This window comes from Pelagimonas sp. (assembly GCF_058892305.1).
In genome coordinates this window covers 1-24,392 of record NZ_JBZXVN010000072.1, presented here as the reverse complement: position 1 = coordinate 24,392, position 24,392 = coordinate 1, and the positions used below count along the sequence as shown (strand labels likewise).

Below are 24,392 nucleotides of genomic sequence, written 5' to 3'. Positions count from 1 at the left end.
GAAACTGCCGAGCTGGTCAAAGACTGGACCGATGATCAAATCTGGGCGCTGCGCCGTGGCGGTCACGAGCCGAAGAAGGTTTACAATGCCTTCAAACGCGCGAGCGAAGCCAAGGATCAGCCGACCGTCATCCTTGCCAAAACCGTCAAAGGTTACGGCATGGGCACCGCCGGTGAGGGGCAGAACAGCACCCACCAGCAAAAGAAAATGGCCGAAGATCAGCTTAAGGCCATGCGCGACCGTTTCAACATTCCGGTCAGCGACGAAGATTTGAAAGGCAAAGTGCCGTTTGTCACGTTGAACAACGCGCAAAAGGCCTATCTTGCAGATCGTCGCAAGGATTTGGGCGGGGAATTCCCCAAACGCTTTACCGGCGCACCTGCGCTTGAAATCCCTGAGTTGGATAAGTTCAAAGCCCAGTTGGAAAGCACAGGTGATCGCGAAATTTCGACCACCATGGCCTTTGTGCGTATCTTGACGACGCTGTTGCGTGACAAGAAAGTCGGCAAAAACATCGTGCCGATTGTGCCTGACGAAAGCCGTACCTTTGGCATGGAAGGGTTGTTCCGCTCGGTCGGGATTTATAACCCCAAGGGGCAGCAATACACCCCCGAAGACCGTGACCAGATGATGTTCTACAAGGAATCTGAAACTGGTCAGGTTCTTCAGGAAGGCATCAACGAAGCCGGGGCTATGGCCGATTGGATTGCGGCGGCGACGTCCTATTCCAACCACGGCGTGCCGATGATCCCGTTCTTCATCTACTATTCGATGTTCGGCTTCCAACGGATCGGCGATCTGGCTTGGGCGGCGGGCGATAGCCGCGCGCGTGGCTTTATGCTTGGTGGGACCGCTGGTCGGACAACATTGAACGGCGAAGGCTTGCAGCACGAAGATGGGCATTCCCACATCCTTGCGGGCACCGTTCCAAACTGCATCAGCTATGACCCAACCTTTAGCTATGAGGTTGCGGTGATCGTTCAGCATGGCATGAAACGGATGTATCAGGATCAAGAAGACGTGTTTTTCTATCTGACCCTGATGAACGAGAACTACAGCCATCCTGAAATGCCGATGGGGGCCGAAGAGGGCATCATCAAAGGCCTTTATCGCATGTCCAAAACCGCCAAACCGGCGAAAAAGCATGTGAACCTGATGGGCTCGGGCACGATCCTTGTTCAGGCGATCAAAGCGGCCGAGATGCTCAAGGAAGACTTTGGCGTGACCTCGGATATTTGGTCGGCGACCTCGCTGAACGAATTGGCGCGTGATTGCCAAGATGTGGCCCGCCACAACCGTCTGAACCCGCTGGCAGAGCCGAAAACGTCCTTTGTGGCGCAGCAGTTCGCCAATGCCAAAGGGCCGATCATCGCCGCCACCGACTATATGAAGAACTACGCCGAGCAAATCCGTTCCTGTGTGCCGGGTCGCTACACGGTTTTGGGCACCGACGGTTTTGGCCGCTCAGACAGCCGCGTGAACCTGCGCCGGTTCTTTGAGGTGGATGCAAACCACATCGCAGCGGCGGCTATGGTCGATCTCTTCCGCGATGGCGTGGTGAGCGAGAAAGACCTGAAAGCAGCTTTGGCAAAATACGACATTGACGGCGCAAAGCCGAACCCGCGTCTTGTGTGATTGCGGATAGGAGGAATAAACTATGACTATTGAAGTAAAAGTTCCCGATATCGGTGATTTCGACGCGGTTCCCGTTGTGGCCGTATTGGTCAGCGTCGGTGATACCATCGCCGAAGAAGACCCGATTATTGAACTCGAATCCGACAAGGCAACTATGGAAGTGCCATCGCCTGCCGCCGGTGTTGTCAAAGAGATCAAGGTTGCCGAAGGTGACGAGGTTGGCGAAGGCGCTTTGGTGTTGATCCTTGAAGGGTCGGGTGCCGCTGCGGCCCCTGCGGAGGCCCCCAAGGCTGCTCCTGCCGCACCGGCTGCTTCCGCGCCCGCCCCGGTTGCCGCTGCGCCGGTGACGGATGCGGGGTTCTCCAAGGTGCATGCGTCACCATCGGTTCGGGCCTTTGCCCGCCGGGTTGAGGTTGACCTTAACAAGGTCAACGGATCGGGCCGCAAGGGTCGTATCCTGCGCGAAGACATCGAAAAAGCGTTGAAATCCAGCGTGTCGCCAGTGGCCTCCGCCGCTGCGCAAGGCGGAATGGGCATCCCACCAATCCCGGTTGTCGATTTCTCCAAATTCGGTCCAACCGAAGATGTGGAAATGCCGCGGATCAAAAAGATCTCTGGCCCGGCTCTGCACCGCAGCTGGCTCAACATTCCGCATGTCACCCATAATGACGAAGCGGACATCACCGACCTTGATAAATACCGCAAGGAAATGGACACGCACGCCAAAGAGAACGGCTATCGCGTGACCCTGCTGTCCTTTGTGGTTAAGGCCTCGGTCTCGGCGCTCAAGGAACATTGGGAATTCAACAGTTCGATCCACCCGGATGGTGACAAGCTGATCAAAAAGGATTTCTACAACATCGGATTTGCGGCGGACACGCCAAACGGTTTGATGGTTCCGGTGATCAAAGATGCGGATCGCAAAGGTCTTGTTGAGATTTCACAAGAGCTGATGAGCCTGTCCAAAGCGGCGCGTGAGGGCAACCTCAAGTCCAAGGACATGCAGGGCGCGACCTTCACGATCTCATCGTTGGGCGGCATTGGCGGCACCTCCTTCACCCCAATTGTGAACGCACCCGAGGTCGCAATCCTTGGTCTGACCCGCTCCAAAATGGCACCGGTTTGGAATGGCGAAGAGTTCATCCCACGCCTGATGCAGCCACTTTCGCTGTCTTATGACCACCGTGCCGTCGATGGTGCCTTGGCCGCGCGCTTCTGCGTGACGCTCAAGACGCTGCTTGGCGATATGCGCAAGTTGATGTGGTAAGGGGAATGACCATGGACGTTACAGTACCCGATATTGGTGATTTCGATGCGGTTCCCGTGGTGGCGATCTTGGTTTCGGTGGGTGACACCGTCGCCGAGGAAGACCCGCTGATCGAGCTGGAATCCGACAAAGCCACAATGGAAGTGCCATCCCCCGCCGCGGGTGTGGTCAAGGAGATCAAGGTTGCCGAAGGGGACAATGTCTCCGAAGGGTCTTTGATCTTGGTTCTTGAAGGCGCAGGTGCTGCCGAAGCCCCCAAAGCCGACGCCGTGCCAGCCCCAGCCGCCGCACCCACAAGCGTTGCCGCGACAGGCACAGCTACCGGTGCCGGTGATGTGCATGCCGAGGTTGTCGTTCTCGGCTCTGGCCCAGGCGGTTACACGGCGGCGTTCCGTGCGGCGGACCTTGGTAAAAAGGTTGTGCTGATCGAGAAGGATGACCGTCTTGGCGGCGTCTGTCTCAACGTGGGCTGCATCCCCTCCAAGGCGTTGTTGCATGTGGCCAAGGTGATCACCGAGGCCGAAGAAATGTCGTCGCACGGCGTGAGTTTTGGTAAACCTGAGGTGAACTTGGACGAGCTACGCGCGTTCAAAGACAGCGTTGTTGGCAAGTTGACCGGCGGGTTGGACGGGTTGGCCAAAGGCCGCAAGGTTCAGACCGTGCGTGGCTTCGGGACGTTCACCGGCCCGAACATGATTTCGGTCACGGGGGCCAATGGCACAACAACCGTATCCTTTGATCAATGTATCATTGCGGCCGGTTCCGAACCCGTCGCCTTGCCGTTTATCCCCGAAGACGACCGGGTGATCGACAGCACCGGCGCCTTGGAACTCAAGGACGTTCCAGAGCGGATGCTTGTTTTGGGTGGTGGTATCATTGGCCTAGAAATGGCCTGTGTGTACGATGCTTTGGGCGCGAAAATCACCGTGGTTGAGCTGATGGATCAGATCATTCCCGGCGCGGACAAAGACATTGTCAAACCGCTGATGACGCGCATCAAAGGCCGCTATGAAAACATCTTCCTCAAGACCAAAGTTGTCGCCGTTGAGGCGCTCGACGCTGGTATGAAGGTCACCTTTGAGGATGACAAAGGCGAGCAGTTTTCCGACACCTTTGACAAGGTTCTGGTTGCCGTGGGCCGCAAGCCCAATGGCAAACTGATCGCTGCCGATCAGGCGGGTGTGGCGGTGGACGATCGCGGCTTTATCGCCGTCGATAGCCAACAGCGCACCGGCCAGCCGCATATCTTTGCGATTGGGGATGTGGTCGGTCAGCCGATGCTGGCGCACAAAGCGGTTCACGAAGGCAAAGTTGCTGCCGAAGTCTGTGCCGGTCACAAGCGTCATTTTGATGCCAAACTGATCCCATCGGTCGCCTATACCGACCCTGAGGTCGCGTGGTGTGGTGTCACAGAGACCGAGGCCAAGGCCAAGGGGATTGCTTACGAAAAAGGCGTGTTCCCATGGGCCGCGTCGGGCAAATCCCTGTCCAATGGCCGTAGCGAAGGCATGACCAAGCTGCTGTTTGATCCAAGCGATGATCGCATCATCGGGGCCTGCATCGTGGGCACCAATGCCGGTGATCTGATCTCGGAAACGGCGCTGGCGATTGAAATGGGCGCGGATGCGGTTGACCTTGGTCACACCATCCATCCGCACCCAACCCTTTCGGAAACGGTGAACTTTGCCGCCGAAATGTTCGAAGGCACCATCACCGACCTGATGCCGCCGAAGAAGCGCAAGAAATAAAGGCTAAGAAGCCGGCGAATAGGGCGGGTTAATCCCCGCCCTTTTTGCTTGGTCAGCATGGGCTAAGACGCGGCTGTGTCTTGGCACGACACATATTTCACTATCTTAATTCCTAGTCGCGGTGGCCCGCTTTGCGGCCAACCCGCCGTTCGGATGTGCGATTAGAACGTCCGCGTTTTGCGCTTGTCGACGGAAGCAAACCGCGCCCAACGGTGAGAGACATTCGTACAGCAGGGAGGCCCGACCCTCTCTTGCTGTGCCATTGCGGCTGAAAACCCAATTGTTGTGGTTCGGAATGTCAGGCCTCGATCATCAATTCGTCATTGGCACACAGGCGAAGCATATGGATTATGGTGTGACGTCTGGTGTGGAGATCACGGTTTCGTGAGGTCGCGACGGAACTTTGGACCCAACCCGTTAAAGGCATTGCGACGCAGTATGAAAGTGAGCCGAAATGACCAATCCAAACCCCAACCGCCGTGGTATTCTCGCCTGGACCCTAGCAGCCCTTGGCCTGTCTGCAACTGGTCGGCCTGCCGTCGCCGCGAGCCTGACCCCCTCTGCGACCGAGGGGCCTTTTTACCCCACAGAGTCGATGCGGCGAGCCGATGTGGACAACGATCTGGTTAAGATTATCGGCAAAGTCCAAGAAGCTGGGGGCGAAGTGTTTCGTCTCAAAGGGCGCGTATTGGATGCCGACGGGGCCCCACTTGAGGGAAAGCGCATTGAGATTTGGCAATGCGACATGAACGGCAAATACCTGCATTCCGGTGACCGCCAGGACATCGCCTTTGATGCCGGCTTCCAAGGGTTCGGGCATGACATCACAGGACCAGACGGCAGCTACGAGTTTCGGACCATCAAACCCGTGACTTATCCGGGCCGGACCCCGCACATTCATGTGAAGCTTTTCGACGGGACAACCGAGCTTTTGACCAGCCAATTCTATATCGACGGGCATCCAGCAAACGACCGCGACCGAATTTTCCGACGCTTGTCGGCAAGTGACGCCGCCGCCGTCTCGATGGTTTTCGTCGAGGCGAACGGCCAAGTCGAGGCCAGCGTCGATGTCACGCTGCGCAGTGTTTAAGCCACATAAGACTTGGATTTGGGAGGGGTGCATATGCTGAAGAAAACAGTCGATCATCCCTACTTTCTCTGGCTCCTTATGGCCCTACCTACGGCACCCATGATTATGGCGTTGCTGTCCGGTGCCGCGGGGCCCGAAGGGATGCCTGCAACCGAGTTCTTGCTCCACCCCACCGGCGAATTCTCGGCCCGTTTCCTGATCATCGCGATGATGCTCACGCCGCTGCGGATGCTGTTTCCCAGCTCGGGCTTTTTGCGCTGGATGATGAAACGCCGCCGCTATTTTGGTGTCGCTGCGTTCTTTTATGCCGCATTCCACACGCTGCTCTACATCGTCGACATGGGCAGCTTGCGCGCGATGCTGGCGGAGTTCACGGCCTTGGGCATCTGGACCGGTTGGCTGGCTCTGGTGATTTTTGTGCCGCTGGCCATCACCTCGACCGACGGATTTGTGCGCCGTATGGGGCCGGCCTGGAAGACGCTTCAACGCGCGGTCTATGTGGCGGCTGTGGCGACCCTGCTGCATTGGATCTTTGTGCACAACAATCTGGGCCCGGCCCTTGTTCATTTTGTGCCGCTAGCGCTGCTTGAATCCTATCGCATTTGGCGCAAGGTGCGCCGCTCTCACCAACCAGTATGAGGACCAACCATGAAAAGAACTCTTTGGACTGCAATGACTGTCGCGCTTTTGTTTGGCACAAGCGCGAGCGCAACGGGATTGTATAGCTGCGAAGCAACGACGCAATCAGACTGGCTCAGTTCAGAAGAGCTAACCGAAAAGCTCAAAGGCGAGGGCTGGACAGTGCGACGGATGAAAGTCGACGGCGGCTGCTGGGAAGTCTACGGCACAGACCCAGAGGGGCGTCGCGTTGAGGGCTACTTTCATCCCGTGACTGGCGACGTAAAGCTGATCGCGCAACGTGGCACCATCTTGTTTCGGGCTGATGATAAGTGACAAAGTCTGGGCCAGCCGATTCATAACAAGTTTGTTTTGGAACGGCGCGAGGCTTCGCTTTTGAGCGTGTCTAGGCTTATCGTTGTCATCCTAAGTGTGGGCGAAACAACGACCGACGGGTCGCGTCGTCCTTAGGGCAGACTGCTATTTTGGTGAGGACATCTGCCTCTATCTGTTCTCACGATCATAGCTTGGGACCACTTTTTTGACGCGCGGCAAAGCGGACCTAGATGACGTTCGCTGCGGCCGGAGCAGCGGTTGCTTTAGCGAGAATCCGCAAAAATTCGGTGGCTAGTTTGCCAATTGCAAAGTTCAGCATGTGGGCGATCATCTTACGCCAAATGCCAATTCGTTCGGGTGCCTCATCGGAGGCATCCGGACGGCGATTTCCTTCGCACAGAGCGGCTTAGAGTTCTTAATGTGTCGCCGTAGGAGTTCACGCAACAGTGGACCGCGCTCGACGATTGGGTGGGCCGGGAGGACATTTGTTTCGTCAATTGCCTTCAATTCTGCGCAGGCACCACGCGATAGGGCACGCAACGCTTCTTTTTCCGGTAAAAGGCTCTCGGCTGGGGCCCCTTCGGCGAAGATCACTTCATGTCTGCCCAAATAGAGGTGACAATACGTGACGGCCTTGACCTTGGTGTCGCGGGTGATGCCGGGCTGGCCGACGAGCTTGATTGCAGGGATCAAAACTTGGTCCACCCCGAACAAGCGGTCGACGATCTTTGATGACACCAGCATTCGATGCTGTGGCGAAACACGTAACTCGCGTTGCGGAATACCCGGTGCCAAAGCATCAGGCTGAATGCGTACTGGACGTTGCTTGTCCCGGCTATCGGCGGAAAGCCTGAACGTTCTCGACCAGCACCATCGTACCGGACGCAGGCCATGATCAAGGGTCTGGACCCGGTCGCCAGTTGCAAGCGCCTCAATCGCACGCGGCCCCATCTCTGTCTCTATCAATGTGCCCTTAACAAAGCAGACTGTAACGACATTGTTCTGATCCAGATCAATCAAAACGTCGTCGCCCGACGGGGTCCAGTCAAGATCGCGGATCTGGATCGACGTGATGTTGGGCAGATCGCCAACAGCATCGTCAGTTGCCGCAAAGTACCGATCGGACCCGCCACCAACAGGTGAAGCAATGATGAACGTGATCTCTGAGGCCAACCCATCGCCCGACAGGTCGACCGAAGATCCGCCACCGTTGTAGGTGATCGTCACATCGTCTCCGAACCCATTCGGGACGACAAGCTGAATGTTATACTCTGTCCCATCAATGGTGATCGTGCCACCGTTGGCAGAGAAGGTCTCGTTTAGTTCAGCGATTTTCGTAGCGGTGTTCGACGAATCCCCGTCCGTGTACGTGGCGTTGTCGACAAGGCCAATGATATCGTCACCGCCGCCGGGCGCGGTTGTGAACGTCGTGTACGAATTCAATGACGACAGTTCGATCAAGTCAAACAGTGGAGTGTTGTTCGCGCCCATACTTATCCTCATTTATTGGCGCAGTATCCGGCGATGCGGTTAAGATTGGCTCAAGACTGCCAACTGAAAATTCGAACGCAAACTCGTATTCTTTTTATAAATACGAGCCGAACCAAGAGCCATCTCTTCAGTCTTAGACAAACGGATCAAGGTCCTGAAAACTTGGGGGAACTGAAGCTGACCTGCTCAGTTAGCCAAGCAATGCCCGCGAACCAACTTGCGCAAGATCAAGGCGCGGGTTTGCGACCCGTCGCAAAATCCCTGAGCAGAACAGTCATAAACCTTTCAGGAGACGCGACATGGGAAGTATTGGTGGAAAACTTGGCGTCCGCAAAGTGGCCGCCGTCATCGTGATGGCCCGTGAACTGGCCCGTGCCGAAGGGGAGTTACGTGCTTTTATCGACCGTATGGATGAAGAAGAACAAGCCGCGCTTGTCGCCGTGATGTGGATCGGACGCGGGGCGTTTGAGGCCGAGGAGTTGCAAGAGGCCTTTGACACGGCGCTTGCCGAAGCGTCGACGCCGACCGCCGATTACCTAATCGGGACCCCACATTTGGTCGACAATCTCGAAGGCGGGTTAGAAGCGCTCGGTTTTGACGCGATTGATGAAGAAGACCAGCTTTTGTCGCGCGGTTCCTAACGCAGCGACCGGCCCTTAACGATAGCGTTGTCCCCAAAGCGGGCCCTGATTTCATCGGTGGCCCGTTCGGCTTTGGCACGGGTTCCGGCGTTTGGGTCAAGCAAATCCCCGGCCCGGTCGGCGTCGGTTTCGGGTACCAAATCGGACAGTCCCGCCCCAATGAGACGATAGGGGCCATCACCGGGCACCTGATCAAACAAGGCCCGTGCCGTGCGGTAAATTCGGTCGGCAATTTGGGTGGAATCGGGGAGCGTGACACGCCGGGTGATCAATTTGAATTTCGAGTCTTTGAGCTTGAGCGTCACAACACGCCCCGCAAGGCCGCGCGCCTTGGCCCTATCGGACACCTTTTCGCACAAGCGCCAAAGGTGTCCGTCTAGAATGTCGAGATGACCGGTGTCTTCGAAAAACGTGGTTTCGTTTGAGATCGACTTGATCGGAGCATTGCGTTTGACGCTGCGATGATCGCGACCACGCGCCAGATGCCAAAGCCGCTCGCCCATCGACCCAAACCGTTGCGACAGGTCTTCGCGCTCCCAGCGTAGCAAATCCTCAAACGTGCGAATGCCAGACCGCTCCAACGCGTCTTGAGTGACCGCGCCGACACCCCAGATGAGCCGTATGGGCTTAGGGCGCAGAAAACTTTCGGTTTCAGCCGCGCCAATCACCGAAAACCCGTTGGGTTTATCAAGGTCCGAAGCGATTTTCGCCAGAAATTTGTTGTGTGACAACCCGATCGAGCCGGTAACGCCAAGCTCTTCTTTCATGCGTTTGACCAACCGGGCTAGCATGATCGCCGGTGGAACCCCATGCAAACGTGCCGTGCCAGTCAGGTCCATAAACGCCTCGTCCAATGACAGGGGTTCAATTGACGGGGTCATCTCCTCCATTATCGCGCGGATAGCCTTGGAGGTTTCGACATAGACTTCCATGCGGGGTTTGACGACAACGGCGTCTGGGCACTTTTTCAAGGCCTGAAACATTGGCATGGCCGAACGAACACCGCGCATTCGGGCGATGTAGCACGCCGTAGAAACCACGCCGCGCCGCCCGCCGCCAACGATTACAGGCTTGTCCGCCAATTCAGGGTTGTCGCGTTTTTCAACGCTGGCGTAAAAGGCGTCACAATCCATATGGGCAATCGACAGCTCCCATAATTCGGGATGCGCAACGATCCGCGGCCGCCGACAAGATGGGCAGCGCGCTCCGTTTTCAAACGGTGTTAGACAATCTCGGCACAATGAGGGCATGTGTCTATTCTACCTGTTGCACGGCTCCGCAGCAATCAGGGTCAGGTTATCAGGGCTTTCAATTTCCACAAAAACCCCCATCTTGGTGACACGTCTTTTCAGGAGAAATTTTATGGATATCGAAACCATCCTCGCTGAGTTTACCAGCAGCAACTCTGTCATTTTGTTGTTGGCTGTTTTTGTCATTGTTCTGGTTCTTCTGGGGGTGCGGATTGTCCCACAGTCGGAAAAGCATGTGGTGGAACGCTTTGGCCGTCTGCGGTCGGTTCTTGGGCCGGGGATCAATTTTATCATCCCCTTTCTAGACCGTGTCCGGCACAAAATTTCGATCCTTGAACGTCAATTGCCGAATGCGAAACAGGACGCGATCACGACGGATAACGTCTTGGTTCAGGTCGAAACCTCTGTGTTTTATCGCATTCTCGAACCGGAAAAGACGGTGTACCGTATTCGCGACGTGGATGGGGCCATCGCCACAACCGTTGCCGGGATTGTGCGGGCCCAGATTGGTAAGATGGAGCTGGACGAGGTTCAATCGAACCGCTCTCAGTTGATTTCTCAAATCAAAGCCAGCGTCGAAGATGCGGTGGATGATTGGGGGATCGAGGTGACGCGTGCTGAGATTCTTGATGTGAACCTTGATCAGGCAACGCGCGACGCGATGTTGCAACAGCTCAACGCCGAGCGCGCGCGCCGGGCCCAAGTGACCGAGGCCGAGGGCGAACGCCGGGCGGTGGAGTTGCAAGCCGACGCCGAGCTTTATGCAGCAGAGCAAGCCGCCAAAGCCCGCCGGGTGTCTGCCGATGCCGAAGCCTATGCAACCGAAGTGGTGGCCAAAGCAATCAAGGAAAACGGCATCGAAGCGGCGCAGTATCAGGTGGCGTTAAAACAGGTCGAAGCCTTGATCAAAGTCGGGGAAGGCGAAGGCAAGCAGACCGTGCTCTTGCCCTCAAATGCGCTTGATGCCTTTGGCGACGCGTTTCAGATGCTGAAAGGACGTAAATGATGTGGCAAGAATGGTGGATTTGGGCCGGAGCGGGCATTGTTTTGTTGATCATTGAGGTGTTTGCGCCGGGTTTTGTGTTCCTCGGGTTTGGTGTCGGGGCGATTGCCGTCGCGTTGATCCTAGCCATCGGTGGCGGGTTGGTGGCGTCGCTTCCCGTTGCCCTTTTGATCTTTGCGGTGTGTTCGCTTGTCGCCTGGCTTGTCATGCGCAAGCTCGCCGGCGAACGCAAAGGTCAGGTCAAGATTTGGGACACTGACATCAACGACAACTAAGGCATGGAGCGATTGCGAGACAGATTTGCGGGGGCCAAGGTGATGGTTTTCACCGGGCCACATTTGATTGCGCTCTGGCGGGATGAAACGCCGGGTATAGTTTTTCCAGGTTGTCTCGATTTTCCGGGCGGTGGCCGCGAAGGGAATGAAAGCCCAGAAGCCTGTGCGATCAGGGAAGCCCAAGAAGAGATCGGCCTTAAGCTGAAGGTTGCCGATCTAACCTTGGTTCATATTCGTGAACACGGCGACCAAATCAGTTGGTTTTTTGCTGCCCATCTGCCCGAAGTGTCGTTGAAAAAGGTGGTTTTTGGTGGTGAAGGGTCCGGGTGGCAAGCGATGCCACCCGATGAGTTTGTCATCCATCCCAAAGCCATCCCGCATTTCGCAGAGATTTTGAGCGCTTATTTGAGAGACGGCGCACCTTTGGGTCCTTCCAACTGAAAAATCAGCTCTGATTTAGTTCAGCAACGATCGACCGAGCGGCTGCGCGCGGGTCGTCAGCTTGGTGAATAGGGCGACCAACGACAATGTGGTCGGCACCATTTGCAATAGCAGCAGCGGGCGTCGCGATACGCTTTTGATCGCCAAGGTCGGCCCCGGCCGGGCGTACTCCAGGGGTGACGATCAATTTGCCCGCGGCTTCGGGAAGGGCGCGGATCATCGCCGCCTCATTTGGAGACGAGATCACCCCATCAGCCCCGGCATCAAAAGCCCGTCCAGCGCGCGTTGCAACAAGATCGGGAATGTCGCCGGATTGGATCAAAGAGGCATCCAGATCGTCGCGGTCAAGAGAGGTCAGGATGGTAACAGCCAAGATTTTCAAATCGGTACCGGCCGCGCCTTCTTTGGCGGCGCGCACAACATGCGGGTCGCCATGGACAGTTAGAAAATCGAGATCGAACTGGGCGATACCGCGCACGGCGGCCTCAACCGTGGCCCCGATGTCAAAGAACTTCATATCCAAGAAGATCTTTTTGCCATGCTCTGCCTTAAGCTCATTCGCGAGCGCCAAACCACCGCCCGTAAGCATTCCAAGCCCGATCTTATAAAAGGAGACGCTGTCCCCCAACTTTTGCACCAGATCAATGCCCGCAAGGACATTGGGGACATCAAGGGCGACAATCAGGCGATCATCATTGGCAGGAAGAGACATGGGAGCAGGACCTTTCGCTAAGCAAACGGCCCCCTTTTGAGGGGCGCAACCCCATTCGTCAAGACGTCAGGCGCGGATGCCAGACGGCAAAAGGTTTGGTGCAAGACGCAAAGCCCCTTTGGCGCGGTATTCCGGCATATGACGGGTTTGGCGCAGCGCCTCGGCCAAGAGCAACAATCGGTGTTGGCTTTTGCCAATCTCGACTCGGCGGGGCAGGGTTAGCGGTACATTTATCCGCGTGTCGCCCGCGATTAGGGAAATTGACCCATGGGTCGCTCCGTCCGCCGTGTCACTGCGAAATCCGCTAAACTCAACATCTGTAATCATCATTTTAAGTGCCTCCACGCAGGACGATTTGCGCGCAAAGGCTTTAAAATTTGGTGCAGCTGTGCTTAAAACTCTAATGGTATTTTTGCAACGCTTACCCCTTGAAGGAGAGCCAGCAAATCGCCATCTTTGATCCGAGGCCCTTACCGGATCGTGTGCTGCCAAGCGGGCGCGGTCATTTCCAAGGGCGCTTGGACAAAGGAGAGAACCATGAACCTAGACAAGTTCACGGAGCGGTCGCGCGGTTTTATTCAAGCCGCTCAGACAATCGCAATGCGGGAAAGCCATCAGAAACTGGCCCCCGAACATTTGCTCAAAGCATTGATGGATGACGATCAAGGTCTGGCCAGCAATCTGATCAAAAGCGCCGGTGGGCAACCGGATCGCGTGGTGCAGGTTATTGACACCAAAATGGCTAAGATCCCCAAAGTATCTGGGGATGCTGGACAGGTCTATCTTGATAGCGGCACCGGCAAAGTGCTTGATGAAGCTGAGAAAATCGCCACGAAAGCCGGCGACAGTTTTGTTCCGGTTGAACGGCTCTTGATGGCGCTGGCGCTGGTGAAAACCCCGGCAAAAGAAGCGCTGGAAGCGGGCGACGTCTCGGCGCAAAAGCTAAACGAAGCCATCAATGATATTCGCAAAGGCCGCACAGCCGACACCGCCACGGCGGAAGAAGGGTATGACGCGCTCAAGAAATACGCGCATGACCTGACCGAGGCAGCGCGCGAAGGCAAGATCGACCCGATCATTGGCCGTGACGAAGAAATTCGCCGCGCCATGCAGGTTCTGTCGCGTCGGACCAAAAACAATCCGGTCATGATTGGTGAACCTGGCGTTGGTAAAACCGCGATTGCCGAGGGTTTGGCCCTGCGGATCATCAATGGTGACGTGCCTGAATCCCTGCGCAACAAGAAGTTGTTGGCGCTGGATATGGGTGCGCTTATTGCCGGTGCGAAATACCGTGGTGAATTCGAGGAACGCCTTAAGGCGATCCTAACCGAGGTGACCGAAGCCGCCGGTGAAATCATTCTGTTCATCGACGAAATGCACACGCTTGTTGGCGCGGGCAAGGCCGATGGGGCTATGGATGCGTCCAACCTTTTGAAACCGGCGCTGGCGCGGGGGGAGCTGCACTGTGTTGGTGCCACCACGCTAGATGAATATCGCAAGCATGTTGAAAAAGACGCGGCCCTGGCCCGGCGTTTCCAACCGGTATTGGTTGAGGAGCCAACCGTCGAAGACACGATTTCGATCCTGCGTGGCATCAAGGAAAAGTATGAGCTGCACCATGGTGTGCGGATTTCGGATAGCTCTTTGGTTGCGGCCTCGACGCTAAGCCACCGCTATATAACCGACCGTTTTTTGCCGGATAAAGCCATCGACCTGATGGACGAAGCCGCCAGCCGGTTGCGCATGGAAGTGGACAGCAAGCCCGAGGAATTGGATGCGCTTGACCGCGATATTCTGCAAAAGCAGATTGAGGTTGAAGCCTTGCGCCTTGAGGATGATCAGGCGTCCAAGGATCGGCTTGCCAAGCTGGAAAAGGATTTGGGGGACCTTCAGGAAGAGTCGGCCCAGATGACGGCCAAATGGCAGGCTGAGCGTGACAAACTGGCTTCGGCACGCGACATCAAGGAACAGTTGGACCGGGCCCGCGCCGAGCTTGAGCACGCCAAGCGTGAGGGCAATCTCGCCAAGGCGGGTGAGCTGTCTTATGGCATCATTCCGGGGCTGGAAAAGCAGCTGGTTGAGGCCGAAGAAAGCGATGACGTGATGGTCGAAGAAGCGGTGCGCCCCGAGCATATCGCCGCCGTTGTTGAACGCTGGACCGGTATTCCGACGTCGAAAATGTTGGAAGGTGACCGTGAAAAATTGCTGCGGATGGAAGATGATTTGCACAAGCGCGTCATCGGTCAGGAGCAAGCGGTCACCGCGGTGTCCAATGCGGTGCGTCGGGCGCGGGCCGGTCTGAACGACGAAAACCGGCCGCTTGGCTCGTTCCTGTTCCTCGGGCCAACCGGCGTCGGGAAAACCGAGCTGACCAAGGCGGTTGCCGATTTTCTCTTTGACGATGACAACGCCATGGTGCGCATTGATATGTCTGAGTTCATGGAGAAGCATTCGGTTGCCCGTCTGATCGGGGCCCCTCCGGGCTATGTTGGTTATGACGAAGGCGGTGTTTTGACCGAAGCGGTTCGTCGTCGCCCCTATCAGGTTGTCTTGTTTGATGAGGTCGAAAAGGCGCACCCGGATGTGTTCAACGTGCTGTTGCAGGTTCTCGATGACGGTCAATTGACCGACGGACAGGGCCGGACCGTGGACTTTAAACAGACGTTGATTGTGTTGACGTCGAACCTTGGGTCGCAGGCGCTTAGCCAGTTGCCCGAAGGATCGGATGCCGCACAGGCCAAACGCGATGTTATGGATGCCGTCCGGGCGCATTTCCGGCCGGAATTCCTTAACCGGCTTGATGAAACGATCATCTTTGACCGCCTCAAGCGAGAGGACATGGATGGCATTGTCGACATTCAACTGGGTCGTTTGCTGAAACGTCTGGCGGCGCGCAAGATATCGCTGCAGCTTGATGATGATGCCAAAACATGGCTGGCTGACGAAGGCTATGACCCGGTGTTTGGGGCGCGTCCGCTCAAACGGGTGATCCAGCGCTCCTTGCAAAACTCGCTGGCGGAAATGCTTTTGGCCGGGGATATTGCCGATGGCGATGCCATTGTTGTCAGTGCCGGAGCCGATGGGTTGTTGATCGGGGATCGGGTTGGTGCTTCAAACCGGCCGAAACCGGATGATGCCGTCGTTCACTAAGCTTGAAACGAGAAAGGCCCGCCAAATCGGCGGGCCTTTTGCATGGTCTTTTTGGATCAGAAGATAAAGTCGGTCGCGTCGATGTCGGCCGCGTTCACGCCGATCAAGGTCAGGTCGTTGCCGCCATCCAGATTGATCAAAACGTTACCGCCGACCTGAGTGACAGACAGGTCACCAAAGCCCGAGATCGAGCCAATGGCGCTGACGTCGATCATGTCCAGCCCATCCTCAAAGTCCATGATGGTGTCGTCATTGCCGTTGCTAGCAAACACAAACGTATCTGCATCGGCCCCACCGGTCAGTTGATCGCGGCCGCGCCCGCCTTCGAGCGTATCGGCCCCGGCACCACCGTTCAGTTTGTCGTTGCCCTGATCACCAGACAAGGCATCGTCGCCCATGCCGCCGTCGAGAACGTCATTGTTGTTGCCGCCAAAGAGGACATCGTTGCCCGCGCCACCGTCAAGGCGGTCGTTCTTGCCACCACCATCTAGCGTATCGTTGCCAATCCCGCCTTCCAGCGTGTCTTTGCCATCGCCGCCCAACAAGGAATCGTCGCCATCTTGGCCATAGAGTTTGTCAGCGCCTGCTCCGCCATCCAGCGTGTCATTGGTGTCGCCGCCATTCATAACATCGTTGCCGCCGCTTCCGACCATGGGGGCCGCGACCATGACAAAATCCGAGGCGTCAATGTCGGTCCAAGCAACGCCTTCCAACAATACGGTGTTGCCATCCGAAAAGGTGAGTGTCGTGTTCGCGCCATCCCCGGTGAGGGTGATTTGCGACAGGTCCGTGATGCCAAGGGCGGTCACGTCGATCACATCCGTTCCGTTTTCAAAGTCGCTGATCACATCTTGGCCATTGCCGGGCATGACGACAAATGTATCTGCGCCCGTACCACCGGCCATCGTGTCATCACCTGCGCCGCCTTCGATCGTATCTGAGCCTGCTCCGCCGTCCAGATCATCATTGCCGGTGCCGCCCAATAGGACATCGTTTCCGGCATCTCCGGACAAGACGTCGTCTTGGTTGCCGCCATGCAGCTCATCGTCATTGTCGCCGCCGTTAAGAACATCGGCGTCACGGCCACCCAGCAGGGTGTCATTGCCGGTGCCACCGTTCAACGTGTCATCGCCAGCGTCGCCAGACAACAGGTCATCGCCAGCGTCACCTGATATGTCGTCGTTACCATTTGCGCCGGTCGCGGTGTCGTTGCCGTCACCGGACGTCAACGTGTCATCACCGGCCAACAGGTTGTAATCGTCAGCACCGGATGTGCCTGTGATGTCATCCGCTTCGGGGGTGATCACCGGGCCTGTGGGGGTTTCGGCGATTGAGATTTCATAGGACTCTGTTGGCCCGTTGATGCCCTGAACGGCCAAGGAATACATGCGTGTGTGGGTTGGGGTGACCTCCATCGAAATGGTGTTGCCCTCAACCTGCAAATTTCCAACCGCCATGAAACCAGTATAATGCATTTGGTCGGCTGCGTTGTGGGGAATGCCATCTGTCACATGGTAGCCGATAGAATGAAAATCGGCAGGGTTGATGATGACCATGGAATGGAAATCGGCAATGTCGTCAACAGTCATTGTGATGGTGTATGTTGTGCCCGCTTCTAAAACCGGAAGGTTAATACCGTCTTGGTGATCTGTACCGCCAAATGTCCCTTGAAACACGTCATCAAAGCCGATGGAAAAGCTGCCGGTGGCATAAGCGTTGATGTTGGAGTCGTAAGTTTCAGTAATAATAGCCATAGTGATTTGCCTCAGCGATAGAATGTAAAATGGGGCAATCACTCAAATACGCGACACTCAAAAGCTGCCCTTCAAATGTGTGTTTGACGCCGGGGAAAGGCGGTTTCATGGGCTGTTCAGGTCAATTTGTAGAAAGCTTTTGGCAACACGCGCCGTATTCACGGCTGATTGTGGCTAAACTGGTTAACGGATTTCGAAAAAGGAAACGGCCCGCCGAAGCGAGCCGCATTGTTTCTGGTTCTGACGGTGATTAAAAAATGAAGTCGTCGGACGAGATTGTCGCAATGTCCGTGTCTCGTAACGTGACGCTGTTGTCACCTGCGAATTGCACGTGCACATCGGACCCGACTTGGGTCACGGTCAAATCACTGTAGTCGTCGATGCCTTCTGAAGCATAGGCACTTACGTCCAACTGATCGCTGCCATCTTCGAAATCGGTGATGGTGTCATTGTTGCTGCGCATGGCAAAGACAAACACGTCATTCCCTGTGCCTCCGGTCATCAAGTCTTGACCCCAACCACCGGTCAGCTCGTCATTGCCAGAGCCACCATCCATGGTGTCCTTGCCGGCACCGCCGTCCAGTTGGTCGTTTCCGGCGTCGCCCCACATCTTGTCGTTGCCGTTTTCACCCATGATGTCATCGGCTCCGTCGCCACCATACAAACGGTCATTCTTGTTGCCGCCATTGAGGTAGTCATTGCCGGTGCCGCCATCCAAAAGGTCATTGTCGGCATCACCAGTGATAACGTCATTGCCTTGGCCGCCATAGATTTTGTCTTGGCCCGACCCGCCAGAGATCAGGTCATTGCCGTCTTCACCGCGAATCTGATCGCGCCCAGAGCCGCCGCTGATATTGTCGTGGCCATCGCCACCCCAGATGCGATCCGAGCCATTGCCCGCGTCGATAACATCGGCCCCGTCAGTGCCGTTTACTGTGTCAGACCCTTCCGAAGTCTCAACAGGGGAGGGGGCTGCGCTTAGAACAAAGTTGCTGTTGTCGAGATCAGCTGGTGAAATCCCAGACAATTCCAGGGTGTTGCCGTAACCAAGGTTGATCCGGGTGCTTGCCCCGAGGTCTTCGAGGGTGAGTTGCGAGATGTCGTAGATGCCGATTGTGGTCAGGTCGATGATATCAACGCCAATTTCGAAGTCTGTGATGAGGTCATTTCCGGTTTTCCAACCGTCGATGATGAAGAGGTCGGCCCCATCTTCACCTGTCATGACGTCGTCGCCTTTGCCGCCGATGATGGTGTCATCATTGGCACCGCCATTCAGCGTGTCGTTGTCATTTCCGCCGTCCAACAGGTCTTCGGCATCGCCGCCGAAAAGCTCGTCATTGTTGTTGCCGCCCATCAGCGTATCGTCACCAGCCCCGCCAACAAGGAAATCATCAGCATTGCCGCCATCCAAAAGGTCGTTGCCAGCTTCGCCGTATAGCGAGTCATGGCCACAGGCCCCAACAAGTTGGTCCGCGCCTTCGCCGCCTTGGATGTCATCACTACCGTTGCCCCCCAGCAAGGTATCGTTGCCAATCATACCCAAAATAAGGTCGGCACCATTGGCACCCATGTAATAATCATTTCCGTCCAAAAGAGCGACGACGTCGCGTTCTGCTGTTCCGGTCAGGCTATCGTCGCCGTTGGTTCCAAATGTTGTCGGCATGGCAGTGCCCCTTTTCCAATAATGCGTTTTTTGATGCCCCAACACCCAAAATAACCGGCTGTCCCCCCAAGGATCACCGCGAACTGATAATAGTTAACAAAGCTATTGGTGTGGCCACAGGCACGCAAGAAAAAGACCGAATTTTGCCCAAATTCGGTCACATTTCAGTTTTGATACCGGTATTGGTTTCTTGTGGCGCGACAATCGCTCGCTCGGCGCGAAACTGTTGCCTGCGCCATAGAATCACTCTAGGCCGATGGCGGTCTTGGCGATCCCATCCAAAAGGGTTTCGACCTGTTTCATAGCTCCATCAGGAAAGCTGCGGAAACCGATGGTGGTGACGTCCGGGGTTTCGGGGCGCACCATAACAAATATGTCATAGGGGCAGAACACGATGTTCATCGGATCGGCCTCCATCACCTCGCGTGAGATTTTGGCCGAGCAAAAGCTAAAGACATCGGCGTTGAGAAACAAAACCGTGTCCGATCCAACGTCTTCTCGGGTGCGTTCCAGCATGTCACCGGTATGAGACACGCTATCAATCACCAGACCGGCATCAAGAATGGCACTTTCCAGGCCAAAGACGACATCGTCAAAGCTCTCGTCTGTGTCATAGGTAATCATGTCCGCCGCAAGTGCCGCTGTGCTCATCAAACTTAGCGCGAGTGCGCCCAAAAGCGTTTTCATGCTCTCTCCCTTTCACGAATGCGGCAGCGGGGCTGCCATTTGCCTTGGTTAATGGCACAGTAGCGTCAAAGGCTGGGTTTGCCCTGAGGCAAACCGACACATTCAGGGAGTCGCATATGGGTTACGCAATGGCCGCGCTGGAATACTTGGCGCTTTTCTTTGTTTTCTTTTTGGGCGTCGCGGTGGCGTTGATCATTGTTCTGTTCATTGCAGACCGGCGGCAAACCGGGGATGCGATCCGGCGCAATTATCCGGTGATCGGACGGTTTCGGCATATCTTTTCCGAGCTGGGAGAGTTTTTCCGCCAATATTTCTTTGCCATGGACCGCGAGGAAATGCCGTTTAACCGGGCGCAACGCAATTGGGTGTCGCGCGCCGTTGGGGCCAAAAGCAACACCATCGCCTTTGGGTCGACGCGCAATTTGAACGTGCCGGGGACGCCGATCTTTATGAATGCGGTGTTTCCACCGCTTGATGATCAATATGCCTCGACCGAACCGTTGCAGATTGGGCCACATTGCCGAGAACCCTATGCGGCGCCGTCAATCTTCAACATTTCCGGTATGTCCTATGGCGCGTTGTCCAAACCTGCGATCTTGGCGCTGAGCCGTGGCGCTGCCAAGGCCGGCGTTTGGATGAACACGGGCGAGGGCGGGATGTCGCCTCATCACCTCAAAGGCGGGTGCGATATTGTCTATCAAATCGGTACCGCGAAGTTTGGGGTACGTGATGCCGAGGGCAACCTGAGCGATGACAAACTGCGCGAGGTTGCAGCGCATCCAGAAGTGAAGATGTTTGAGATCAAGCTGAGCCAAGGGGCGAAACCTGGCAAGGGTGGCATCCTACCGGCTGCCAAGGTGAGCAAGGAGATCGCCGAAATTCGCGGTATCCCCGAAGGTCAGCCGGGCATTTCCCCCAATCGTCACCGAGAGGTTGATGATTTTGGCGACCTGCTTGATCTGATTTCGCATATCCGTGAGGTGACCGGCAAACCCGTTGGTTTCAAAACCTGTATGGGCTCGGCGGAACCTTGGGTTGAGCTCTTTGATTTGATCAAAGAACGCGGAGCCGAGCACGCGCCGGATTTCATCACGGTTGATGGTGGTGAAGGTGGGACAGGGGCCGCGCCGATGCCCTTGATGGATTTGGTGGGGCTACCATTGCGCGAAGCCTTGGTGCGGATGACAGATTTGCGCGACCAATATGACCTGCATGAGCGTATCCGCATTGTTGCCAGTGGCAAGCTGATCAACCCCGGTGACGTGGCTTGGGCGATTTGCGCGGGGGCGGATTTTGTCACCTCGGCGCGCGGGTTCATGTTCTCGCTTGGCTGTATTCAGGCGCTAAAGTGCAATCAGAACACCTGTCCCACCGGGATCACCACCCATGATCGAGGCCTACAAAAAGGGTTGGTTGTTGAAGAGAAAGACAAACGCGTCGCCGCCTATGCCAAGTCCATTATATATGAGGTGGAAACCATCGCGCATTCCGTTGGCGTGGCCGAGCCGCGGTTGATGCGGCGTCGGCATGTACGCATTGTGCGCGATGATGGCAGCTCGGTCCGAATGAACGAGCTTTACCCCTCTCATCCCAGTAGTGGCGCGGCGGCCTGATCAGGAAAGAGCAAGGCAAGGGCAAGCCCGGCGGCGATGGCACCAAATGGCCACGCCGCCCGGCGCACCCGTGGGTTAAGGCTCCACGTCATGATCATAACAAAGGCACCGGCGTTGGAGACCAAGCCAACCCACATCATCCCCCATGGGATTTGCAGATCGAGCGCAACAAAGAGCGCTGCCAAATAGCCAACCACAAGGGCGGCCAAAGCGACGGCATAAAGCCGGTAGATAAGCGGGTCTTGGCCCCATTGCCCGGTTAGATTGTTGAGGCGGGAATTATTGGCAAAGCCAAAGGTGGCGATGAGCGGAAGGGAAAGCAGTATTTTTGCAGTCAAAAGCAGAGCAAGGGCGGACATGGCGCGAATCCTGAGTTTGAATTTTGAACTTAGCCTAAGATGATCTATCTGAGTTCGTATGTCAAACTCAGATGATTCCGAACTTGTCCCCCGTTTCCCACCTGACCGTTGCGGCCTTGCCTTGGCGGCTGGGGTTCTGGGCGACAAATGGGTGCTGCTTATCCTGCGGCAGTTGTTTTACGGCGTCGCCCGGTTTGAAGACATTCGCGCCGATATCGGAATTCCCAAATCGGTCCTGTCGACTCGTTTGGCCGATCTGATCACCGAAGGTATTGTCGTCAAACGTCCCTACAAACCCGAAGGCGGGCGCACCCGATGGGAATATCATCTGTCCAAAAAGGGTGTCGATCTGGCGATGTCTTTCTTGGCCTTGCTTGAGTGGGGCAACACAAACCTACCCATTTCTGGTGCCGCCATTGGACCGGTTGAAGCCGTGACGCGCCGCCCTTTGCGTGTCGCCTTGGTCGACGATGAGGGGCGCGAGGTTCCAATGCAAACCATTCGGCTCGCGGACCTGTCACGCTAAAGTGTTACAGTCGCGGCACGGCAACGTGAGGTGAATTGCGTTGGCGGGTGACCTTGGGGGCTTTATCTAAGGGGCACCAACCAAGGAGAACCAAATGGCCAAGCGCTGGACCAACACCCTAACTCAAGCCGATGTAACACCCGAAGCGGCGTTTCTAAACCGCCGCCAAATATTGGCAGGTATTGGGGCCGGAGCTGTGCTGGGCCTTGGCCATCAGGCGCAGGCACAAGAGGCGCTAAAGCCCAACGCCTGGGAAGAGATCACCAATTATTGCAACTATTATGAGTTCGGGACGGGCAAAGACGATCCGGCCCGCAACGCCAGTGCCCTAACCACAGACCCATGGACCGTCAAGATTGACGGATTGGTCGAGCGTCCGGGCGACTATGCCCTTGGTGACATTCTCGCCAAGATGACAATCGAAGAGCGTATCTATCGGTTCCGCTGTGTCGAAGCGTGGTCAATGGTGGTGCCGTGGAACGGGTTCGAACTTGCGGATCTGTTGAATTTGGCCGGTGTTCAGACCGACGCCAAATATGTGGCGTTTGAAACCGTGTATCGCCCCGAAGAAATGCCCGGCACCCGCTATCCTGTGTTGGATTGGCCCTACGTCGAAGGGCTGCGCCTAGATGAGGCAATGCACCCGCTGACCCTTATGGCGACGGGCCTTTATGGCAAACCGCTTCCAAATCAAAACGGCGCGCCGATGCGCCTTGTTGTTCCTTGGAAATACGGGTTCAAATCAATCAAATCCGTGGTCCGCATTACCCTGACCGACACCCAGCCGCCCACCAGCTGGAACAAATCCAATGCCCGCGAATATGGCTTCTATAGTAATGTGAACCCAACCGTTGATCACCCGCGTTGGTCTCAGGCCTCTGAGCGCCCCATTGGTGGCGGGTTGTTTGCCGGTAAGAAAGAGACGTTGATGTTCAACGGCTATGACGAAGTCGCGTCTCTTTATGATGGTATGGATTTGGCCAAGCATTTCTAATGAAAGATCAGATCAACACCTATGCCCGCAAGCTGCCAACTTGGGTTGTTTACCTGATCGGCGTGCTGCCCGCCCCGTGGTTTGTCTACCTCGGGGCCACGGGTGGGTTGGGGTTTGAACCCATCAAAGCGCTTGAACACGAGCTAGGCGAATTGGCCTTGCAACTGCTGGTCGCTGGCTTGGCCATTACTCCCTTGCGCCGTCATTTTGGTATCAACCTGATAAAGTTCCGACGGGCCTTAGGTCTTTTAGCCTTCTTTTACGTCTTCCTGCATCTCTTGGTTTGGGCGGTGCTTGACGTTCAACTCTTGTCGCAAATCTGGGCCGATATTCTCAAGCGTCCCTATATAACGGTCGGGATGCTGGGGTTTGCGCTTCTTGTCCCCTTGGCTGTGACATCCAACAATTGGTCGGTCCGCCGCCTTGGGCCGAAATGGCGCAAGCTTCACAAGCTGACCTATATCGCGGTGTTACTTGGCGGGGTGCATTACCTGATGCTGGTCAAAGGGTGGCAGATCGAGCCGATGATTTACCTTGGGGTGATCGCGACACTCTTAACAATGCGAGTCAAATTCCCAAGCATTCGCCACGCCTAAGACGTAATTGGCACAAAGCATGGCCCTATTGCGACGACAGCTTGCCCCTGTCACCGCAATAGGAGCTTTCATGCGTTTCATATCGATCATTCTTGTTACGATGTTACCGGTTGCAGGCCTGGCCGGTTCCGAGGCCTGTGCCGAAGGGCCGTTTTGTAAGCACTCAACACCCCACCAAGCGCAGCCGGACCAAATATATCCGGTATATGTAAACAGTCAGGTTACGGACCTCAAAGAGGCGTCGGCCGATCTCCAAGGAGTACCGGAGATGGACGCATTTGTTGCGGAACAAATAACTGACTGAATGACCTCGCGCGTCACAAGTGCGGCCCCCCAACACATAAACAAGTTCCCAAAGGAGAAACGTCATGCGTTTTGCCATTATCACTCTCATCGCAATTCTTCCCACAGCGTCGTTCGCAAATTCTCTGGACTGCTCACAGGTCCAATACTGTGTTGATCATTTGGCCAAGGCAGCCTCTGCCTTTCCAACGGCGATCAATAGTCAGATTACAGATGACAAGCTGATGCCGTCATTGGAGG

23 protein-coding genes are annotated in these 24,392 nt (G+C 56.0%); 15 read left to right on the top strand and 8 right to left on the bottom strand.

The features are described 5' to 3' along the window. The 6 genes from AC5EFR_RS22265 to AC5EFR_RS22240 all read left to right on the top strand — a co-directional run. On the top strand, positions 1-1,635 hold a 1,635-nt coding region (locus tag AC5EFR_RS22265; RefSeq protein ID WP_493577895.1), incomplete at its 5' end, for a transketolase-like TK C-terminal-containing protein. Between the two features lie 22 nt (positions 1,636-1,657). Beyond that, positions 1,658-2,902 carry a 2-oxo acid dehydrogenase subunit E2 gene (locus AC5EFR_RS22260; RefSeq protein WP_493577894.1) on the top strand — a complete coding sequence of 415 codons (1,245 nt, stop codon included), beginning with the start codon at positions 1,658-1,660 and terminating at the stop codon, positions 2,900-2,902. 11 nt (positions 2,903-2,913) lie between these two features. Next, entirely contained in the window at positions 2,914-4,650 is a 1,737-nt protein-coding gene (gene lpdA, locus AC5EFR_RS22255) for a dihydrolipoyl dehydrogenase (protein WP_493577893.1), read from the top strand. A 454-nt stretch (positions 4,651-5,104) separates the two neighbouring features. Beyond that, complete coding sequence (locus tag AC5EFR_RS22250; RefSeq protein ID WP_493577892.1) at positions 5,105-5,740, top strand: dioxygenase family protein; 636 nt, start codon at positions 5,105-5,107, stop codon at positions 5,738-5,740. Between the two features lie 33 nt (positions 5,741-5,773). Then, positions 5,774-6,379: a protein-methionine-sulfoxide reductase heme-binding subunit MsrQ gene (locus AC5EFR_RS22245; protein WP_493577891.1), complete on the top strand. Its 606-nt coding sequence runs from the start codon at positions 5,774-5,776 to the stop codon at positions 6,377-6,379. A 9-nt stretch (positions 6,380-6,388) separates the two neighbouring features. After that, positions 6,389-6,694 (top strand): PepSY domain-containing protein, encoded by a 306-nt coding sequence (locus AC5EFR_RS22240; protein ID WP_493577890.1) that lies wholly within the window; start codon positions 6,389-6,391, stop codon positions 6,692-6,694. A gap of 327 nt (positions 6,695-7,021) precedes the next feature. On the opposite strand, the gene AC5EFR_RS22235 is transcribed toward AC5EFR_RS22240, so the two are convergent. Next, positions 7,022-8,185, bottom strand: coding sequence for a Hint domain-containing protein (locus AC5EFR_RS22235; RefSeq protein WP_493577889.1), 1,164 nt, complete (start codon positions 8,183-8,185; stop codon positions 7,022-7,024). Positions 8,186-8,484: 299 nt separating this feature from the next. On the opposite strand from AC5EFR_RS22235, the gene AC5EFR_RS22230 reads away from it, so the two are divergent. After that, on the top strand, positions 8,485-8,826 hold the full coding sequence (locus AC5EFR_RS22230; RefSeq protein ID WP_299929300.1) for a DUF3775 domain-containing protein: 342 nt from the start codon (positions 8,485-8,487) through the stop codon (positions 8,824-8,826). Here the strand turns inward: AC5EFR_RS22230 and AC5EFR_RS22225 are convergent. Beyond that, positions 8,823-10,076, bottom strand: a complete 1,254-nt coding sequence (locus tag AC5EFR_RS22225) for a DNA polymerase IV (RefSeq protein ID WP_493577888.1) — start codon at positions 10,074-10,076, stop codon at positions 8,823-8,825. The two genes, AC5EFR_RS22230 and AC5EFR_RS22225, sit on opposite strands and share 4 nt — an antisense overlap. Positions 10,077-10,188: 112 nt before the next feature. Between AC5EFR_RS22225 and AC5EFR_RS22220 the strand changes: the two genes are divergently transcribed. From AC5EFR_RS22220 to AC5EFR_RS22210, 3 genes are read left to right on the top strand one after another with little or no spacing between them, the layout of a single operon-like run. Further along, positions 10,189-11,082: an SPFH domain-containing protein gene (locus AC5EFR_RS22220; RefSeq protein ID WP_493577887.1), complete on the top strand. Its 894-nt coding sequence runs from the start codon at positions 10,189-10,191 to the stop codon at positions 11,080-11,082. Next, entirely contained in the window at positions 11,079-11,354 is a 276-nt protein-coding gene (locus AC5EFR_RS22215; protein ID WP_493577886.1) for an NfeD family protein, read from the top strand. The genes AC5EFR_RS22220 and AC5EFR_RS22215 overlap by 4 nt, the downstream gene beginning before the upstream one ends. Positions 11,355-11,357: 3 nt before the next feature. After that, positions 11,358-11,795, top strand: a complete 438-nt coding sequence (locus tag AC5EFR_RS22210) for an NUDIX domain-containing protein (RefSeq protein WP_493577885.1) — start codon at positions 11,358-11,360, stop codon at positions 11,793-11,795. A 4-nt stretch (positions 11,796-11,799) separates the two neighbouring features. Here AC5EFR_RS22210 and pyrF read toward each other — a convergent pair whose 3' ends face one another. Both pyrF and AC5EFR_RS22200 read right to left on the bottom strand, forming a co-directional pair. Continuing rightward, on the bottom strand, positions 11,800-12,507 hold the full coding sequence (pyrF, locus tag AC5EFR_RS22205) for an orotidine-5'-phosphate decarboxylase (RefSeq protein ID WP_493577884.1): 708 nt from the start codon (positions 12,505-12,507) through the stop codon (positions 11,800-11,802). A 66-nt stretch (positions 12,508-12,573) separates the two neighbouring features. Further along, positions 12,574-12,837 (bottom strand): hypothetical protein, encoded by a 264-nt coding sequence (locus AC5EFR_RS22200; RefSeq protein WP_493577883.1) that lies wholly within the window; start codon positions 12,835-12,837, stop codon positions 12,574-12,576. Positions 12,838-13,044: 207 nt separating this feature from the next. On the opposite strand from AC5EFR_RS22200, the gene clpB reads away from it, so the two are divergent. After that, positions 13,045-15,657 (top strand): ATP-dependent chaperone ClpB, encoded by a 2,613-nt coding sequence (clpB, locus tag AC5EFR_RS22195; protein ID WP_493577882.1) that lies wholly within the window; start codon positions 13,045-13,047, stop codon positions 15,655-15,657. Between the two features lie 56 nt (positions 15,658-15,713). Here the strand turns inward: clpB and AC5EFR_RS22190 are convergent, their stop codons facing one another. The 3 genes from AC5EFR_RS22190 to AC5EFR_RS22180 form a co-directional block, all read right to left on the bottom strand. Continuing rightward, positions 15,714-17,411 carry a calcium-binding protein gene (locus AC5EFR_RS22190; protein WP_493577881.1) on the bottom strand — a complete coding sequence of 566 codons (1,698 nt, stop codon included), beginning with the start codon at positions 17,409-17,411 and terminating at the stop codon, positions 15,714-15,716. Between the two features lie 250 nt (positions 17,412-17,661). Then, positions 17,662-19,074, bottom strand: coding sequence for a calcium-binding protein (locus AC5EFR_RS22185; RefSeq protein WP_493577880.1), 1,413 nt, complete (start codon positions 19,072-19,074; stop codon positions 17,662-17,664). Positions 19,075-19,317: 243 nt separating this feature from the next. Beyond that, positions 19,318-19,761, bottom strand: a complete 444-nt coding sequence (locus AC5EFR_RS22180; RefSeq protein ID WP_493577879.1) for a DUF302 domain-containing protein — start codon at positions 19,759-19,761, stop codon at positions 19,318-19,320. 116 nt (positions 19,762-19,877) lie between these two features. Here AC5EFR_RS22180 and AC5EFR_RS22175 point away from each other — a divergent pair, with 116 nt between their 5' ends. Beyond that, a complete protein-coding gene (locus tag AC5EFR_RS22175) occupies positions 19,878-21,374 on the top strand; it encodes an FMN-binding glutamate synthase family protein (RefSeq protein WP_493577878.1) in 1,497 nt (498 codons plus the stop codon). Here the strand turns inward: AC5EFR_RS22175 and AC5EFR_RS22170 are convergent. Then, the gene (locus AC5EFR_RS22170; protein WP_299929330.1) at positions 21,347-21,733 is read right to left on the bottom strand and encodes a hypothetical protein; all 387 of its coding nucleotides are present in this window, start codon (positions 21,731-21,733) and stop codon (positions 21,347-21,349) included. The two genes, AC5EFR_RS22175 and AC5EFR_RS22170, sit on opposite strands and share 28 nt — an antisense overlap. Positions 21,734-21,791: 58 nt before the next feature. Here AC5EFR_RS22170 and AC5EFR_RS22165 point away from each other — a divergent pair, with 58 nt between their 5' ends. The 3 genes from AC5EFR_RS22165 to msrQ all read left to right on the top strand — a co-directional run bounded on the left by AC5EFR_RS22165 (position 21,792) and on the right by msrQ (position 23,849). After that, positions 21,792-22,259 carry a winged helix-turn-helix transcriptional regulator gene (locus AC5EFR_RS22165; protein ID WP_493577877.1) on the top strand — a complete coding sequence of 156 codons (468 nt, stop codon included), beginning with the start codon at positions 21,792-21,794 and terminating at the stop codon, positions 22,257-22,259. Between the two features lie 94 nt (positions 22,260-22,353). Next, positions 22,354-23,253, top strand: a complete 900-nt coding sequence (gene msrP / locus AC5EFR_RS22160) for a protein-methionine-sulfoxide reductase catalytic subunit MsrP (protein ID WP_493577876.1) — start codon at positions 22,354-22,356, stop codon at positions 23,251-23,253. Continuing rightward, complete coding sequence (gene msrQ, locus AC5EFR_RS22155) at positions 23,253-23,849, top strand: protein-methionine-sulfoxide reductase heme-binding subunit MsrQ (RefSeq protein WP_493577875.1); 597 nt, start codon at positions 23,253-23,255, stop codon at positions 23,847-23,849. The genes msrP and msrQ overlap by 1 nt, the downstream gene beginning before the upstream one ends. Positions 23,850-24,392 lie beyond the last annotated feature (543 nt).